General features: G+C 39.9%; 16 protein-coding genes and 1 other annotated feature. Of the genes, 8 read left to right on the top strand and 8 right to left on the bottom strand.

Translation table 11 applies throughout. From position 1 onward, the window contains the following. Window positions 1-121: 121 nt before the first annotated feature. From V7137_RS04505 to V7137_RS04515, 3 genes are all read left to right on the top strand, one after another. Window positions 122-634 (top strand): NapC/NirT family cytochrome c, encoded by a 513-nt coding sequence (locus V7137_RS04505; protein ID WP_335696948.1) that lies wholly within the window; start codon window positions 122-124, stop codon window positions 632-634. Between the two features lie 2 nt (window positions 635-636). Continuing rightward, entirely contained in the window at window positions 637-2,088 is a 1,452-nt protein-coding gene (locus V7137_RS04510) for an ammonia-forming cytochrome c nitrite reductase subunit c552 (protein ID WP_335696949.1), read from the top strand. A gap of 341 nt (window positions 2,089-2,429) precedes the next feature. Beyond that, window positions 2,430-3,623, top strand: coding sequence for an MDR family MFS transporter (locus V7137_RS04515; RefSeq protein ID WP_335696950.1), 1,194 nt, complete (start codon window positions 2,430-2,432; stop codon window positions 3,621-3,623). Between the two features lie 136 nt (window positions 3,624-3,759). On the opposite strand, the gene V7137_RS30610 is transcribed toward V7137_RS04515, so the two are convergent. Beyond that, complete coding sequence (locus tag V7137_RS30610; RefSeq protein WP_420490089.1) at window positions 3,760-4,218, bottom strand: S-Ena type endospore appendage; 459 nt, start codon at window positions 4,216-4,218, stop codon at window positions 3,760-3,762. Between the two features lie 128 nt (window positions 4,219-4,346). Continuing rightward, window positions 4,347-4,568: a binding site (T-box leader), on the top strand. A 43-nt stretch (window positions 4,569-4,611) separates the two neighbouring features. Between V7137_RS30610 and leuS the strand changes: the two genes are divergently transcribed. Further along, entirely contained in the window at window positions 4,612-7,029 is a 2,418-nt protein-coding gene (gene leuS / locus V7137_RS04525; protein WP_335696952.1) for a leucine--tRNA ligase, read from the top strand. A gap of 54 nt (window positions 7,030-7,083) precedes the next feature. Continuing rightward, on the top strand, window positions 7,084-7,398 hold the full coding sequence (locus tag V7137_RS04530) for a rhodanese-like domain-containing protein (protein ID WP_335696953.1): 315 nt from the start codon (window positions 7,084-7,086) through the stop codon (window positions 7,396-7,398). Between the two features lie 311 nt (window positions 7,399-7,709). On the opposite strand, the gene V7137_RS04535 is transcribed toward V7137_RS04530, so the two are convergent. The 5 genes from V7137_RS04535 to V7137_RS04555 all read right to left on the bottom strand — a co-directional run bounded on the left by V7137_RS04535 (window position 7,710) and on the right by V7137_RS04555 (window position 10,733). After that, entirely contained in the window at window positions 7,710-8,036 is a 327-nt protein-coding gene (locus V7137_RS04535; protein WP_335696954.1) for an S-Ena type endospore appendage, read from the bottom strand. Between the two features lie 181 nt (window positions 8,037-8,217). Continuing rightward, window positions 8,218-8,544 carry an S-Ena type endospore appendage gene (locus tag V7137_RS04540; protein WP_335696955.1) on the bottom strand — a complete coding sequence of 109 codons (327 nt, stop codon included), beginning with the start codon at window positions 8,542-8,544 and terminating at the stop codon, window positions 8,218-8,220. 368 nt (window positions 8,545-8,912) lie between these two features. Continuing rightward, window positions 8,913-9,434, bottom strand: coding sequence for a ferric reductase-like transmembrane domain-containing protein (locus V7137_RS04545; protein ID WP_335697031.1), 522 nt, complete (start codon window positions 9,432-9,434; stop codon window positions 8,913-8,915). A 7-nt stretch (window positions 9,435-9,441) separates the two neighbouring features. After that, on the bottom strand, window positions 9,442-10,320 hold the full coding sequence (locus V7137_RS04550; protein ID WP_335696956.1) for an FAD:protein FMN transferase: 879 nt from the start codon (window positions 10,318-10,320) through the stop codon (window positions 9,442-9,444). Continuing rightward, a complete protein-coding gene (locus tag V7137_RS04555; protein ID WP_335696957.1) occupies window positions 10,320-10,733 on the bottom strand; it encodes a hypothetical protein in 414 nt (137 codons plus the stop codon). The genes V7137_RS04550 and V7137_RS04555 overlap by 1 nt, the downstream gene beginning before the upstream one ends. A gap of 149 nt (window positions 10,734-10,882) precedes the next feature. Between V7137_RS04555 and V7137_RS04560 the strand changes: the two genes are divergently transcribed. Beyond that, window positions 10,883-11,068 (top strand): sporulation protein Cse60, encoded by a 186-nt coding sequence (locus V7137_RS04560; RefSeq protein WP_335696959.1) that lies wholly within the window; start codon window positions 10,883-10,885, stop codon window positions 11,066-11,068. Between the two features lie 7 nt (window positions 11,069-11,075). Here the strand turns inward: V7137_RS04560 and V7137_RS04565 are convergent, their stop codons facing one another. Continuing rightward, window positions 11,076-12,350: an NAD(P)/FAD-dependent oxidoreductase gene (locus V7137_RS04565; protein ID WP_218349404.1), complete on the bottom strand. Its 1,275-nt coding sequence runs from the start codon at window positions 12,348-12,350 to the stop codon at window positions 11,076-11,078. Between the two features lie 205 nt (window positions 12,351-12,555). Between V7137_RS04565 and V7137_RS04570 the strand changes: the two genes are divergently transcribed. Together V7137_RS04570 and V7137_RS04575 are read left to right on the top strand one after the other, a co-directional pair. Further along, window positions 12,556-14,166 (top strand): putative polysaccharide biosynthesis protein, encoded by a 1,611-nt coding sequence (locus V7137_RS04570; protein ID WP_335696960.1) that lies wholly within the window; start codon window positions 12,556-12,558, stop codon window positions 14,164-14,166. 28 nt (window positions 14,167-14,194) lie between these two features. Beyond that, the gene (locus tag V7137_RS04575) at window positions 14,195-14,914 is read left to right on the top strand and encodes a pseudouridine synthase (protein WP_335696961.1); all 720 of its coding nucleotides are present in this window, start codon (window positions 14,195-14,197) and stop codon (window positions 14,912-14,914) included. A gap of 118 nt (window positions 14,915-15,032) precedes the next feature. On the opposite strand, the gene V7137_RS04580 is transcribed toward V7137_RS04575, so the two are convergent. Beyond that, window positions 15,033-15,467: a Dps family protein gene (locus tag V7137_RS04580; RefSeq protein ID WP_335696962.1), complete on the bottom strand. Its 435-nt coding sequence runs from the start codon at window positions 15,465-15,467 to the stop codon at window positions 15,033-15,035. Window positions 15,468-15,503: the final 36 nt, after the last annotated feature.

Here is a 15,503-nt window from a genome sequence, read left to right on the forward strand (position 1 = left end):
AGTTTGGAAACAAGTGTATTTTTATTTGTGATGTGCGTCACAGTTTGCCATTTTATAACGTGGTTTAAATAGGGTGTGGAAGAAAAAAAAGAGAGAAAGTTTTTCTATGGGAGGTGAAGGAATGGTTAAAAAATTTTTGAAAATGGACAAGAAGTTTTTACTAGTGTTGGCCCTTCTGATTGGTGTGTTTTTATCTTTTTCAGCGGTAAAAACCATGGCCTACTTGGATTCACCTGGTTTTTGCCAAAACTGTCATACGATGAAATCCGTTCATAAGTCATTTATGGATTCTACACACTCGGATTTACAGTGTAATGACTGCCACCTGCCACATAAAAGTGAGGTTGGAAAATTATTTTTTAAAGGTCGTGCTGGGATGACCCATATTTATTTCAACACACTTGGAACAAAGAAAATCCCGGATGTGATTGAGGCAACCGATCGAACAGAAAAGATTATGAATGATAACTGTATTTCTTGTCACAAAAGTACGTTAAGCAATGTATCGCATGATGCAAAGGAAAAGTGTATCTCCTGTCACAAAACAGTACCGCACGGGAAAGGCTTTAAAGACGATAGTTATAGTAAGCCGCCTGTTAAAGGAGAATTATTAGAAAATAAGGGAGGATTTTAGAAATGGGAAGGTTTCGCTTTGGGGTTTATCTTCTCCTGCTTACTTTTGTTTTTATTATTACTGGGTGCGGCAATGAATCCAGTGAGAAAACAGCTTCCGCTGCGGGTAAGAAGACTACTGGCCTTTCAGCCGATGAAATTAGTAATGAAGCGTTTAAAGACATATTTCCACTTCAATATAACAGTTACAAAAAGAATGAAAAGATGGAAGATACCACTTATGGCGGTTCTGAAAAACGAAGCAAATTTGATGCAGATAAAGAACCCTTGTTACCCATTCTCTTCAACGGTTATGGATTTGCTACCGAGTATAACGAGGAGCGGGGGCATACATACGCTTTAGATGATATTCGCAGCATCAAACGGATTACAGATAAATCGGTTGGCTCTTGTTATACCTGTAAATCAACAGCTGTTCCAAAAATGATTAAGGAAATGGGCGACGGTTATTGGGGGGCTAATTTTAATAAAGATATTTGGCCAAAAGGGGAAGCGATGGGACACTCGCCAATTGGCTGTTCGGATTGTCATGATCCAAAAACAATGGATTTGCGTGTAACACGTCCAAGCTTTTATAAGGCATTGGAAGCAAAAGGTATAGATACTTCCAATCCAACAAAGAATGAAATGCGCAGTTACGTTTGCGGCCAGTGTCACGTGGAGTATTATTTTGCTGCTGATAATAGTGAAGTAACCTTCCCGTGGACAAAAGGATTTAAACCAGAAGAAATGTATGAGTATTACAGCACGATTGCTAAAGAAAAGGGTTTTGAAAAAGACTGGATCAGTAACATTTCTGGGACTCCGATGTTAAAGTCACAGCATCCTGAATATGAAACACATTCATCAGGGACCCACGGAAAAGCCAATGTTTCTTGTGCCGACTGCCATATGCCATATGAGCGTGTCGACGGAAAAAGAAAAATCACCTCACATTGGTGGACTTCTCCACTTAAAACGATGCAAACGTCATGCGGTCAATGTCACGGTGACCGTGATTTAGATAAACTGAAAGATCGTGTTCTTGAGATTCAAGAAGCCAATGTCAGTGCGTTGCACGAAGCACAGGATATTTCCACGACTTCGCACTATTATGTAAATAAAATGATTACTTCTGGTGTGAGTCAAGAAAAAATCAAGCAAGCGCAAGAATTTGTTAGAAAGGGACAATGGTTCTGGGACATTATTGCAGCTGAAAACTCTGCCGGCTTCCATAATCCACAGGGTTCGATGGATTCACTAAGAGAATCAGTAGTCCAGTCCAACCAAGCCGTTCGCCTCGCCACCGAAGAACTTGTAAAAAAAGGCGTCAACATGGAAGAGGTGGACAAGGAAATTGAAAAAGTGAAAAAGGCCGTTCTCAACGAAAAGAATAATGAGAAGAAAAAGGACGCAGCCGTCAATCACTATTTCCCTGCTCAAGCACCAATTGTACCCGCAGTACCAAAGAAATAAACTCAAAGATTAGTAGAAAACACTGTTGCTTTTGTGGACAGTGTTTTCTTTTTTGGGGGGGAAAAATGGGTTTGGCGGAAAAGTAGCTGAAGTTGGCGGAATCCTGCTATAGTTTCGCGGAATCATTCAGGAAATTCGCGGAATCTCACCACATGTTGGCGGAATCATGCCCGAAGTCGGCGGAATCCTGATGAAGGGTACTGGTCCTAATAAAGAGAATCGTTTACATTCATTTCGACGTTCGATAACACATAATTATGGAAAAGAAAAAGGATTGCGCCTTATCTTAAAAAAGATTAGAATAAATCGTTGGAAATTGAAATAGGAAAGGGCGTTTTTACATGCCACGTGCCTTATGGCTCTTAATAATTGGAATGATTGTTAATGTTACAGGGTCTTCATTTTTATGGCCTTTAAATACAATCTATATTCACGACCATCTGGGAAAGTCCTTATCCGTAGCAGGAATTGTTTTGATGTTAAATTCTGCGGCCAGTGTAATTGGAAATCTATATGGCGGCAATCTATTTGATAAAATAGGCGGCTATAAATCTATCATTTTAGGAATCAGTATTACACTTGCTGCCCTTGTCGGCTTAACGTTCTGGCATGGATGGCCCGAATATATTGTGTTCCAAGTCATCATTGGATTTGGGACCGGAATTATTTTTCCGTCGATGTATGCTATGGCGGGGTCAGTTTGGAAAGAGGGAGGACGGAAAGCCTTTAACGCTATTTATGTTGCCCAAAACCTTGGGGTAGCCTTAGGGGCATCGCTTGGAGGGATTGTTGCTGCTTATTCCTTTCAACTCATCTTTCTCGCCAATACCGTCATGTATATCGTATTTATATTTATAGCTGTTTTCGGTTACAAAGGAATCTTAGTGGATTCAGGAAAACAAGCATCGGTTGAGATAAATGGTACGACTGATAAAAGCAGAAAAAAACTATATGCTTTATTGATACTGTGCACAGGTTATTTACTGTGCTGGGTTGCCTATGTTCAGTGGCAAACAACAATTGCCTCCTATACACAAGAAATTAATATTTCATTAACGCAGTATAGCTTATTATGGTCGATCAATGGAGCGCTCATTGTTGTTGGCCAACCGCTGTTAAATGGTGTGTTGAAACGTTTTACTGTCTCACTTAAGCTGCAGATGATTATAGGAATTGGGATTTTTATTGTTTCATTTTTAGTAGCAGGGAAGGCAACCCTGTTCTCAGGGTTTCTAGTCGGGATGATTATCCTAACAATCGGTGAAATGTTCATCTGGCCGGCAGTTCCCACAGTTGCCTTTAACTTAGCACCAAAAGGCCGTGAAGGATTCTACCAAGGAATCGTCAACAGCACCGCCACAGGCGGAAGAATGGTAGGTCCCATAATGGGCGGACTCCTCGTCGATATGTATAGCATGTCAGCATTATTCATCGTACTAATAGCGCTATTCCTAATCGCAATCATCACAACCTTAGTTTACGATCGGAGCTTAAAAACGAAAATGGTGTCAGGCACCGTCCGTGGACAAATCTAGTGTTTGTCCATGTGGGGTGGACAGTGATGGTGAGTTAAGGTGGAGATGGGCAAAAGCAAAGTTCCTAAATTCAGGAACTTTGCTTTTGCTTGCTTTCGTTAAACTGAAAGCAAGAGGTTACTAAGCGAAGACACTCTCATACAACGTATTCACCATGTCTCAGATCAAAACACACGTCCAAACAAAATTTACCCTCAGTTATTCCTGATCCTCTCCGTAAAACACTTATTGATTTAGCATCCTCAACTGTAGCGGAAAGCGTATTGCCGGGAGGAACCGTGAATTTGACAGGGCTTCCTCCAGTTCGCCTCACGATAACTTTAATGGATGAAGTGTTCATCGCGCTATTGAATACAGCAATTGTTACGGTTGCATCTTGCACATTGCTTTTTCTCCAAATCTCTAATTTGGAGTCCTGGTCGCTCAATAATAAATTCCCACATATGTTATTACAAACAATTTTGCTTATATCTTTTTCTGGAGATGTTGAACAGGGGTCAGCGCTAGAATTAATATCAGCATCAGCAGTAGTATCAGCATCAGAAACAGATATTGACTTGAATGATTTACTCCATGCATATTTAGTAGGTATCATTATGAATCAGTCCTTTTTAATTATAGAATGTAAGACAAAGCTTTTTTGCTTGGGGAAAAGCCTTAATTATTTGACCTTACTTGCATATTCATTAAAAATTTATTACAATAACCGTAATAGTTTATATTGAAAAGACAGTGATCAGGAGTAGTAGTGGTTCATACCCGCACTTAGAGAGTTGACGGCTGGTGGAAGTCAACCGGGTACATCATGAACTCGCCTATGAGTTGCAAGCATGAAGGAATAGTAATGTTTGCCGTTTTCCGCGTTAAGGATGAATGAAGCGAGTGCAGTCAGCACTAATGTGGGTGGTACCGCGGGAAGATACATACAATCCTCTCGTCCCTTTTTGGGATGAGGGGTTTTTTATTTTTTTTTAGGAGGAAGAGCATTATGAGTTTCGATCATAATCACATTGAACAGAAGTGGCAAAAGAAATGGGAAGAAGAAAAAACATTCAAAACAAGTGAAGAATATGATAAAAGAAAATTCTACGCTTTAGATATGTTTCCATATCCTTCAGGTGCAGGCCTGCACGTAGGACACCCTGAAGGCTATACAGCAACCGACATTCTTTCCCGCTTAAAGCGGATGCAGGGATACAATGTGCTTCATCCAATGGGATGGGATGCTTTCGGCTTACCTGCTGAACAATACGCATTGGATACTGGTAACGACCCTGCTGAATTTACAGAACAGAATATCAATACTTTCCGCCGACAAATTAAATCATTAGGATTCTCGTATGATTGGGATCGCGAAGTCAACACTACCGACCCTGAATACTACAAGTGGACACAATGGATTTTCCTAAAACTATTTGAAAAAGGCTTAGCCTATATTGATGAAGTGGCGGTAAACTGGTGCCCGGCACTTGGAACGGTATTAGCAAATGAAGAGGTTATTGATGGCAAAAGTGAGCGCGGCGGGCACCCAGTTGAACGCCGTCCGATGAAACAATGGATGTTAAGAATCACAGCTTACGGTGACCGTTTACTTGAAGACCTTGAAGAACTTGATTGGCCAGAAAGCTTGAAGGAAATGCAGCGCAACTGGATCGGTCGTTCTGAAGGTGCCGAAGTTACTTTCTCAATCGAAGGACACGAAGAGACATTTACTGTATTCACTACTCGTCCTGATACCTTATTCGGTGCTACGTATGCTGTGCTTGCTCCTGAACATTCTTTTGTTGATAAAATTACATCTGCAGAACAGCGCGCTGCGGTTGATGCTTATTTAGATAAGGTTAAGACGAAGAGTGATCTAGAGCGTACAGATCTTGCAAAAGAGAAAACAGGCGTATTTACCGGCGCATATGCCATCAATCCTGCAAATGGAGAGAAAATGCCTATCTGGATTGCTGATTATGTATTAGTAAGCTACGGAACGGGTGCCATTATGGCGGTCCCTGCTCACGACGAGCGTGACTATGAATTTGCCAAAGAATTTAACCTGCCGATTAAAGCAGTCGTCGCAGGTGGCGATATCGACAAAGAAGCTTATACAGGCGATGGTGAACACATTAACTCAGAATTCTTAAATGGCTTGGATAAAGCAGAAGCGATTCAAAAAATGATTGCTTGGTTAGAAGAAAAAGGAATTGGAACAAAGAAAGTCACCTTCCGCCTGCGTGATTGGCTGTTTAGCCGTCAGCGTTATTGGGGCGAACCAATTCCGATTATCCATTGGGAAGATGGCACAATGACAGCCGTTCCAGAAGACCAGCTTCCACTGATGCTACCAAAAACGAAGGAAATCCGTCCATCTGGAACCGGGGAATCACCACTTGCCGTTATCTCTGATTTCGTCAATGTTGTAGACCCTGAAACAGGCAAGAAAGGCCGTCGTGAAACTAATACAATGCCGCAATGGGCAGGCAGCTGCTGGTATTATTTACGTTATATTGATCCGAAAAATGATCAAGAACTTGCTTCTCAAGAAAAATTAAATCATTGGCTTCCTGTTGATATCTACATTGGTGGCGCTGAACATGCCGTTTTACATTTACTTTATGCGCGTTTCTGGCATAAATTCTTGTATGATATCGGTGTAGTTCCAACCAAAGAACCATTCCAAAAGTTATTTAACCAAGGAATGATTTTAGGGGAAGGAAATGAAAAAATGAGTAAGTCAAAAGGGAATGTAGTCAACCCTGATGATATCGTTGACAGCCACGGTGCTGATACGCTTCGCCTGTATGAAATGTTCATGGGACCACTTGATGCATCAATTGCTTGGTCGACAAATGGACTTGATGGCTCACGCCGTTTCTTAGACCGGATCTGGCGTTTAATGGTTGAGGAAAACGGGGAATTAAATCCGAAGATACAAGCAAATGAAGAAGCTTCTAGTTTGGAAAAAGTATATCATCAAACTGTGAAAAAAGTGACTGAGGATTACGAAGGCTTAAGATTTAATACTGCCATTTCTCAAATGATGGTATTTATTAATGAAGCCTATAAGGCAACTGTACTTCCAAAAGAGTACATTGAAGGATTCGTTAAAATGCTTGCACCTGTTTGTCCGCATATTGCTGAGGAACTTTGGAAAAAGTTAGGACATAGCGATACGATAACTTACGAAGCATGGCCTGCATATGATGAGGCAAAACTAGTGGATGAGGAAGTTGAAATTGTCATCCAAGTCAATGGTAAAGTAAAGACAAAGCTAATGGTACCAACAGATGCAAGTAAAGAGTCACTTGAAGGAATCGCAATGGAAGATGCCCACATAAAGGAACAAATTGAAGGAAAAACAATTCGCAAGGTAATTACGGTTCCAGGAAAGCTTGTTAATATCGTCGCAAATTAGAATAAATGAATAGCCCCTCCTCTGGGGCTGTTTTTCCTAAAGGGGATGGACTTGATGGAAGAAATTCAAACGATTACACCAGAAGAGTTACAAAAAAAGCTTGAGGCAGGGGAAAAACTCGAGCTCGTTGATGTAAGGGAAGATCATGAGGTCGTATTTGGGATGATCCCAGGGGCAAAGCATATCCGTATGGGTGAGATCCCTGATCATCTCGACTATTTTGCCAAGGATCAAGAATATATCTTTATCTGCCGCTCCAGTGCTCGAAGTGGGAATGTCTGCCATTATTTACAGGACCAGGGATTTAAGGTCCGTAATATGGTTGGCGGGATGCTCGCATGGGCGGGAGAGACGGAATACACAGAATAAACGAATCCTAAGTAAACATATTCCTATTCTGGGCTAATTAATTTAGGAAATGGCACAATCAAATGCACTGCATTAAGCAGTGCATTTTCGTATGCACCAATATAAAAGCTATGCTTTTTGACTGAGTAAGATCATTTTCGCTTTAATATTTCTTATTAAGTAGGTAGGAAATAGACCATTTTAGCCTTTTTTTATATCTAAGTAAAATGGCAAAATTAGTCATTACACAAATGGGTTACCAACAAAAATAAAGGGGAGGCAGACCACCGGAAAAGCCGGTAGTGTCTGTCCTCCCTTTTGTTATAAATGGATTAAGCGAAAAGACGCTTGTACAAGGTGATGCAAAATCTACCTCTATCATCTGCTTCTAAAGTAACTACAAAGATAGTTGGGTTATTCACTGATAATGATACAGTGTTTCCGGCTGGCACGGTTTGGACAATGCCATTAACCGAAAAAATAAATGGTGTAATTCCAAGGTTAGTCACTGTGAAGGTACCTTGAAAATAGTCGCTTGGTGAAGGTGCTGTCCACACCGTCTGGTTAATCGGTCCTTCAAGGTTACCACAAATTTCTTCAGTAAAAATTTGTGCTTCTGGGCAGCAAAATGATGTTTTATTTTTATGTGATCCACACATATAAATCACTCCTTTCTTTTTATAAAATTGACTTACACTACTATTAAATGAAGCTTGTCCACAGGGTGCTACACCAAATGCGGATTTTCGTAATATATTCGTATGGAAAACAAAATCACCCAGGTAGCAAACTACTAGGGTGACCTCAAATATTATCGTATGTTCGGATAGTATGAATGGATTAAGCGAAAAGACGCTTGTACAAAGTGATGCAAAATCTACCTCTATCTTCTGCACCTAAAGTAACTATAAACGTAGTTGGGTTATTCACCGATAATGATACAGTGTTTCCTGGTGGCACGGTTTGGACAATGCCATTAACCGAAAAAATAAATGGTGAACTTCCAGTGTTAGTCACCGTGAAGGTGCCTTGAATAAAGTCGCTTGGTGAAGGTGCTGTCCACACTACCTGGTCAATCGGTCCTTGAAGGTTACCACAAATTTCTTCTGTAAAAATCTCTGCTTCCGGGCAGCAAAATGATGTTTTATTTTTATGTGATCCACACATATGAATCATTCCTTCCTTTGTTATAATTTATTTTTGACTTCTGTATATTAAATGCTGCTTGTCCGGGAGGTGCTATATTACAAATGCGGATTTTTGTAATTTATTCTGCGGAAAAATAGAGTCACCCCAGTAGCGGTAGCGTCAGGAACATGCGGTTTAACTACGCTAAGGAAGTTTCAACCCATTAAAAAAGCCGAATTCCTGTGCGTTAAGGAATCGACTTCAGAAGGTATATGGTTTTTAGAGATTACGAAGTTAGGGCTTCTTAAAGCAATTCAAAAGTATCCGGCACCCGAACAAGAATTGAAATTGTAGCAATTTTATTACATCAAAGACATATAACTATTTGGAATCGGTTTTTCACTTTGTCAATGAGTGACATCAAGTTTAGGTTTATCTTTCAACAACATACTTCCGATAATGATTAGCGGGAGGATATTGACTGCTGCAAGCACAGCCGCTTGAATATCTGTACCTATTAATAAACCATGTATCGTAACGAGTATATAGAGAATCGGATTCAATGCATGTAATTTACGCCATTTCTGATAGCCAATCTTTTTCCTTGCTTTCGATGTTACGATCGTCATGATTAAAAAATATAGAGAAAATGCTCCCAGGGCCATTGGAAAGGGCTTATAGTCCGTATTAAACGGAATGAGTACCTCAAACCATTGTAATGAGATATACGAATCAATTAATAAAAATCCTACGTGTCCCATGACAAGATACAGGGCCCAATTAGATAGTGACTCGTGCAAAAATAGCGAGGCAGTGACCTTTTGTTTTCGCTTTTTCTGTACTTGGGAGTAGAGTCCAATAAGGACTGACAAGTAAAGTAAAAAATATGCTGCCAAACCTGTTGCACGAATCATATACCATTCAAACATTTCCAAATTACTTTCCTCCTCTCCAAATATCTCCGTCTTTAGTTATGAACACAGCGTTAACACTTCTTTTAGTAACCCATTCTTGGCCATCCTGTTCACCAAGTAAAAGAGCAGTTTTTGCCCAAACGTCCGCTTCCAAAGCAGTTGGGGCAGTAACGGTTGCAGAGACAATAGTGCTTTTACTAGGTTTGCCTGTCCGAGTATCAATTAAATGATGAAACAACTCCCCATTCATTAGCCACTTTCTTTTCATGCTAGTTGAAGTAGCGAGCGCCCCGTTTTCGACCTGAATCGAAGAAATCATCTCTTTTTCTGCAAATGGACTCTCGATCCCAATATTTAATGGCCGTGGTAACGTCCCCAAAATCCGGATATCGCCGCCCACGTTGATATAGCCATAACCTAACCTTTCTAAAAGTTGTGAGGCGCGATCAATCACCCAGCCCTTGGCTATTCCCCCAAGGTCAATTTTTGCTAATAGGGTTACAGCACGTTTACTTTCATTTAATAGAAAAGGCTGCGAATGAATAGCTGTCACGGATGAAGGAGCTGGTAATTCTAATTCCTTCCCCTTTATCAGTTCAATCGATTTTTCATAACCATGATTTTCAAGCGTTGATAGAATGCTAGGATTAAAAATACCTTCTGTTTCTTTATAAAATCGCAGGGCGTCAGATAATATGGAAAACATCTCACTTGTAACCATGACTTCTTTTTCAACCTGTTGGTTTAATTGCGATAGTTCACTATCAGAACGGAAACGGCTGCAAGTGTTCTCTATTAATTCAAATAGCTTGTAGATGGGCATCATATCGTTGGCAAACAACTCATGACTAAGCGAGATTTGAACAGCTGTACTCATAGAGAGGAACCGGTAAGTATACATCAGGTTCCACCTGTAGTTGTATCATATCCGCTTTGATGGCCCATTTCAGGACCACCGTCATTTGAGAATTGAGCACCTTGCTGGTTGCTATTTCCATAGAATTGTTCGTTATCTGCTGTGGACTGATCATTATTATCAAAATTATTGGTTGAACCATCATTTTGATTGAATTGCGATGAATTTTCACCGTTAAAGGATTGGTCGAAACCATGTCCACGACCGGGACGCTGTTGTGTAGAAAGGTCATCTTGTGATGGCTGAATTGAATTATTATTTGCAGGCTGTCCTTGATGAAATGCAACTTTATTATTCGTTTGACCGCCATTCGATAGTCCAAAATAGGAGACCATTCCAGCTACTAATGCTAGGCTTCCAAAACTAACGACCCATGAGATTTTTTGTTTTTTATCCATGTTTTTTCTCCTTTCAAATAGTGAAACTGTCTTTCTTAAATGGAGTTTACAAGTGCAAACTTAAAAAAAACTTAACTTTTTTCAGGAGATAATTTTTAAAATTCAGAAAAATGGTTAGAATGATAGTAAAAAAAGAGAGGGAGAGAACATTGATACAGGTGAAACTGTTTGATCGGGAGCATGAGAAGGATTTGGAAAAGGAAATGAATCATTTTTTAAAAGGCATAGATGAAACAAGCTTACTGGATATTAAATATAATGTGGCCGCAATGGCGGAGGAAGAAGAAGAGGAGCAGATTTATTGTTTTTCAGCGATGATCATTTACAAGGCCTGACAACTTGTCAGACCTTTTTATTTTTTGCAGACAGGGCAGCATTGGTCCCAGCTAATCTTCCCGTTACAAGCGCAGAGGTAATGTTATAACCACCGGTATAGCCATGGATATCAAGAATTTCACCGCAGAAATATAATCCATTCATGAATTTCGAACCCATCGTTTGTGGCTCAATTTCTTTAACGGACACACCGCCGCCAGTGACAAAAGCTTTTTCAAGTGGCAGGGTACCATTTACTTTTACAAGGAATTGCTTGCAGCTTTTAGAAAAACTGCGAATTTTCTCATTGGAGATTGTACCGCCTTGCTCAGCTGGATCAACCCCATTTTGTTCTAATAGAAAAAGTAGGTATCGTTCCGGGACTAGCCCTTTGAGCGTATTCTTAATACTTTTCTTAGGCTCACTTTTTACAAGCGCAAGAATTTCTTGAAAAACTTCTTCCTCTTTTTTATCAGGCAAGACATCAAGGCTCATGGTTACTTCTTTTAATTTCCACTTTTTCATGGCCTTTACCACGAACTGACTACAGCGAAGGACGGCTGGACCGCTAAGCCCAAAATGGGTAAAAATCATATCCATTCGATGTGAGATGATTGGCTTGTCTTTTGGGTTCAAGACACTCAAGTCGATATCTCTTAACGATAACCCTTGAAGCACTTTGTTTTTAATAAAGGGTTCATTAGAGGTAACGGGTACTTCTGTTGGAAACAGCTCTGTAATCGTATGGCCAGCTTTTTCAGCCCAGGCATAGCCATCACCTGTTGAACCCGTATGAGGGACAGACTTCCCCCCGACAGCAATCACGATGGATTTAGCCGATATGGTTTGACCGTCCTTAAGAACCACAGCTGAAACATGCTCATTTTCATAGATAAGCTCACGAACAGGACTATTTTTGAAGACGCGTACATGAAGTTTTTCTAATTGAATTAGTAATGCGTCTACAACGGACTGTGCTTTATCAGAAACTGGAAACATCCGCCCGTGATCTTCTTCCTTTAAGGCAATTCCCAATTTCTCAAAGAATTTAATAATATCTTCATTACTAAAGATCGAAAAAGCACTATATAAAAATTTTCCGTTTCCCGGCAAATGCTTGATAATTTCTTCGATTGGCAGGCGATTGGTGACGTTACAGCGTCCTCCTCCGGAAATTGCTAGTTTTCTGCCGAGTTTGTCTCCTTTATCAATTAAAAGGACTTTAGCACCTTTTTCACCGGCTGCAATGGCAGCCATTAACCCGGATGGGCCGCCGCCGATGACAATGACATCATATTCCATATTTACACCAACTTTATAGTAATCCATCATTCCATTATAAACATTTATCATCAAAATAAAACGAATGTGACCATATTTTATAAATTTCATTTAGTTGTTAGTAGCGTCAGAGAGCAAGAAGTTGTAAACTACTAATAGTGTGCAAAAAAAGTCGAATTATTTTTGTGAAAAAGCGCACGTATTTCTTCGGGTAGGAAGGGATTGTATGCAATCAAAGCTTTTACGGGGAACATTTATTTTAACGTTTGGAACCATACTATCTAAGGTTATCGGATTAATTTATGTTATTCCGTTCTATCAAATCGTTGGAAAACAGGGGACACAGCTTTATTCGTTCTCGTATGTCCCATACACCATCTTTATCAGTATCGCTACGGCGGGTGTACCGCTGGCAGTTTCAAAATTTATTGCAAAATATAATGCGCTCGAAGAATATGCCGTTGGCCGAAAGCTTTTTAAATCAGGACTAGTGGTTATGCTCTTGACGGGGTTTGTAGCATTCTTGGTCATGTATTTTGCAGCACCTCTGTTGGCTGAACTAAGTCATCCCGGAAAAGGACAACTGGCCGATGTAATAACGGTAATACGTGCTGTTAGCTTTGCATTGATTGTTGTTCCATTTATGAGTTTAATCAGGGGTTACTTCCAGGGACATCAATCCATGGGGCCATCAGCGGTTTCACAGGTTGTCGAACAAATTGTGAGAATTGCATTCACACTTGCAGGGGCCTATGTGGTCCTGAAATTTTTAAATGGTACTATTGTTTCTGCAGTTAGTGTGGCCACCTTTGCAGCCTTTATCGGCGCCATCGGGGGGCTAGTCGTTTTATTTTGGTATTGGTTCAAAAGAAAACCTTATTTGGACGAACTCCTTGAACATGATAAAGGGACAATCACCGTCTCTTTAACGGATATATATAAAGAAATCTTTATTTACGCTGCTCCGTTCGTTTTTGTCGGGATTGCGAATCCGTTATTTCAATTTATTGATCAAATTACTTTAACGCGAGCAATGGTGGAGTTGGGAATTAATGAGAAATTAGCAGATACCGCTTTTGGTATACTGAATTTCGAGTCACATAAAATTGTGATTATTCCAGTTTCACTCGCAACAGCATTCTCTTTAACACTCGTACCAAGCATTACAAAGGCATTTGTCGAGAATGACAGCAAAAACCTAAACCGTCAACTAAATCAAACCTTTCAAGTGCTGCTATTTTTAACATTACCAGCAGCGATTGGACTTTCTTTATTGGCAGAACCGGTTTACACCACTTTCTATGAGCATGATAACCTAGGGACACAAGTATTAGCCGCATATGCACCTGTTGCGATTCTCTTTTCTCTCTATTCAGTTACAGCAGCCATATTACAAGGCATCAACGAACAGCGCTTTACTATCTTAAGCTTACTTGTGGGTCTTTTAGTAAAATTTTCGCTAAATATTCCTTTAATTAAAATGTTTGAAACCAGAGGTGCCGTACTCGCAACAGCACTTGGGTATACCGTAGCGATTGTGATAAATCTAATTGTAATCAAGACATTTTCCCGCTATCAATTCCGACTTGTATGGCGGAGGAGTTTATTGATTGTGATATTCGCAGGTTTGATGTGGGGCGGTACAGAAATTGTCTATAAACTACTATTATTATTCCTGTCTCCTGCTTCCAAGAGTCAATCAGTCTTGCTTATCGTGTTAAGTGCTGGAGTGGGAGCCGTCATCTATTTTTACTTGGGACTGAAATCAGGATTAGTGAACCGTTTATTTGGTGACAGGGTTGATAGAATTAAGCAAAAACTAAGGTTAAGATTTTAAAAATCTTCTGCAAAAGGAGATGGAACCATTGAGAATAGATAAATTGCTGGCTAACCTTGGCTATGGCAGCCGAAAGGAAGTCAAACAGCTATTAAAAAGCAGCTCGGTAAAAGTTGATGATGTTGTAGTAAAAGATGCAAAACAGCATGTGGATCCATCCACGCAAACCGTGACACTAAACGGGGAAATTATTGAATACAAAGAATACATCTATCTGATGATGAACAAACCACCGGGAGTGTTATCAGCGACAGAAGATACGAAGACAGAAACTGTCATTGATTTATTAGAGCTTGAGGACCAGGTTTATGAACCGTTTCCTGTTGGCAGGTTGGATAAAGATACAGAAGGATTACTGCTCATCACTAATGACGGTCAGTTGTCGCACCGGTTGCTTTCTCCGAAAAAGCATGTACCGAAGACCTACTTTGCTGTCATCGATGGTGAAGTAACTGAGGATGATATAGAGGCATTTGCTCATGGGGTCACCTTGGATGATGGTTACGAAACTAAGCCAGGAGAATTGAAAATACTAAAATCTGGAATCCGATCCGATATTGAACTAACGATTACTGAGGGGAAATTTCATCAAGTGAAAAGAATGTTCGAAGCGGTTGGTAAAAAGGTGGTCTATCTAAAGCGGATTTCGATGGGGCCTTTGCCGTTAGATGAAACACTGGAGTTAGGGGAATATCGAGAACTGACAGATGAAGAAGTAGAGTTATTGAGAAATTATCAAGTAAAATAGTCATAAAAAAAGAAAAAGCAGAATTGTTTTTTCTTTTTTTTGTCTATTTATATGCTTTTACATGCAGCAATGTTTCTAAATCAACTATTTGAAAATTTCTTTTTTGTTAACAATAAATTTAAGCTTGTAGGAATGATTGGAACATCCAGTTATGTTTGTTGAGTTTGCCAATTAGGCTTAAAAACATATCACTAGTTACTTCGTCATTGTTTTGTTCAGCGACTTCCATCCCAGCTTTTAACTCATCAATAAGTAAAGAAAAATCATGGACGATCGTTTGTACCATCTCTTCGGCTGTAAGAGTTTGATTGGTTTCCTCAATTGTTGCGAGTTGAAGATACTCTTTAAGAGTAGCAACAGGACGACCGCCAATCGTTAATAATTGTTCTGCAAACTCATCCATTGTTGCTGCTGCTTCCTCATATAATTCTTCGAATTTTGCGTGCAAGGTAAAGAAGTGAGGCCCTTTCACATACCAGTGAAAACGATGTAATTTAGTATATAGTACATTCCAATTTGCGATTTGTTGGTTAATTATTTGTTCAACTGTCATTTAGCATTCCTCCTATTATCTTATCTGAATTTATTA

It is taken from the genome of Neobacillus drentensis (assembly GCF_036962765.1).
Classification (GTDB): Bacteria; Bacillota; Bacilli; order Bacillales; family Cytobacillaceae; genus Neobacillus; species Neobacillus drentensis_C.

Excerpts from the sequence above, each read along its gene's own strand:
- V7137_RS04505 (WP_335696948.1), top strand. The coding sequence starts at position 122 with ATGGTTAAAAAATTTTTGAAAATGGACAAGAAGTTTTTACTAGTGTTG.
- V7137_RS04510 (WP_335696949.1), top strand. The coding sequence starts at position 637 with ATGGGAAGGTTTCGCTTTGGGGTTTATCTTCTCCTGCTTACTTTTGTT.
- V7137_RS04515 (WP_335696950.1), top strand. The coding sequence starts at position 2,430 with ATGCCACGTGCCTTATGGCTCTTAATAATTGGAATGATTGTTAATGTT.
- V7137_RS30610 (WP_420490089.1), bottom strand. The coding sequence starts at position 4,218 with ATGATACCTACTAAATATGCATGGAGTAAATCATTCAAGTCAATATCT.
- leuS (WP_335696952.1), top strand. The coding sequence starts at position 4,612 with ATGAGTTTCGATCATAATCACATTGAACAGAAGTGGCAAAAGAAATGG.
- V7137_RS04530 (WP_335696953.1), top strand. The coding sequence starts at position 7,084 with ATGGAAGAAATTCAAACGATTACACCAGAAGAGTTACAAAAAAAGCTT.
- V7137_RS04535 (WP_335696954.1), bottom strand. The coding sequence starts at position 8,036 with ATGTGTGGATCACATAAAAATAAAACATCATTTTGCTGCCCAGAAGCA.
- V7137_RS04540 (WP_335696955.1), bottom strand. The coding sequence starts at position 8,544 with ATGTGTGGATCACATAAAAATAAAACATCATTTTGCTGCCCGGAAGCA.
- V7137_RS04545 (WP_335697031.1), bottom strand. The coding sequence starts at position 9,434 with ATGTTTGAATGGTATATGATTCGTGCAACAGGTTTGGCAGCATATTTT.
- V7137_RS04550 (WP_335696956.1), bottom strand. The coding sequence starts at position 10,320 with ATGTATACTTACCGGTTCCTCTCTATGAGTACAGCTGTTCAAATCTCG.
- V7137_RS04555 (WP_335696957.1), bottom strand. The coding sequence starts at position 10,733 with ATGGATAAAAAACAAAAAATCTCATGGGTCGTTAGTTTTGGAAGCCTA.
- V7137_RS04565 (WP_218349404.1), bottom strand. The coding sequence starts at position 12,350 with ATGGAATATGATGTCATTGTCATCGGCGGCGGCCCATCCGGGTTAATG.
- V7137_RS04570 (WP_335696960.1), top strand. The coding sequence starts at position 12,556 with ATGCAATCAAAGCTTTTACGGGGAACATTTATTTTAACGTTTGGAACC.
- V7137_RS04580 (WP_335696962.1), bottom strand. The coding sequence starts at position 15,467 with ATGACAGTTGAACAAATAATTAACCAACAAATCGCAAATTGGAATGTA.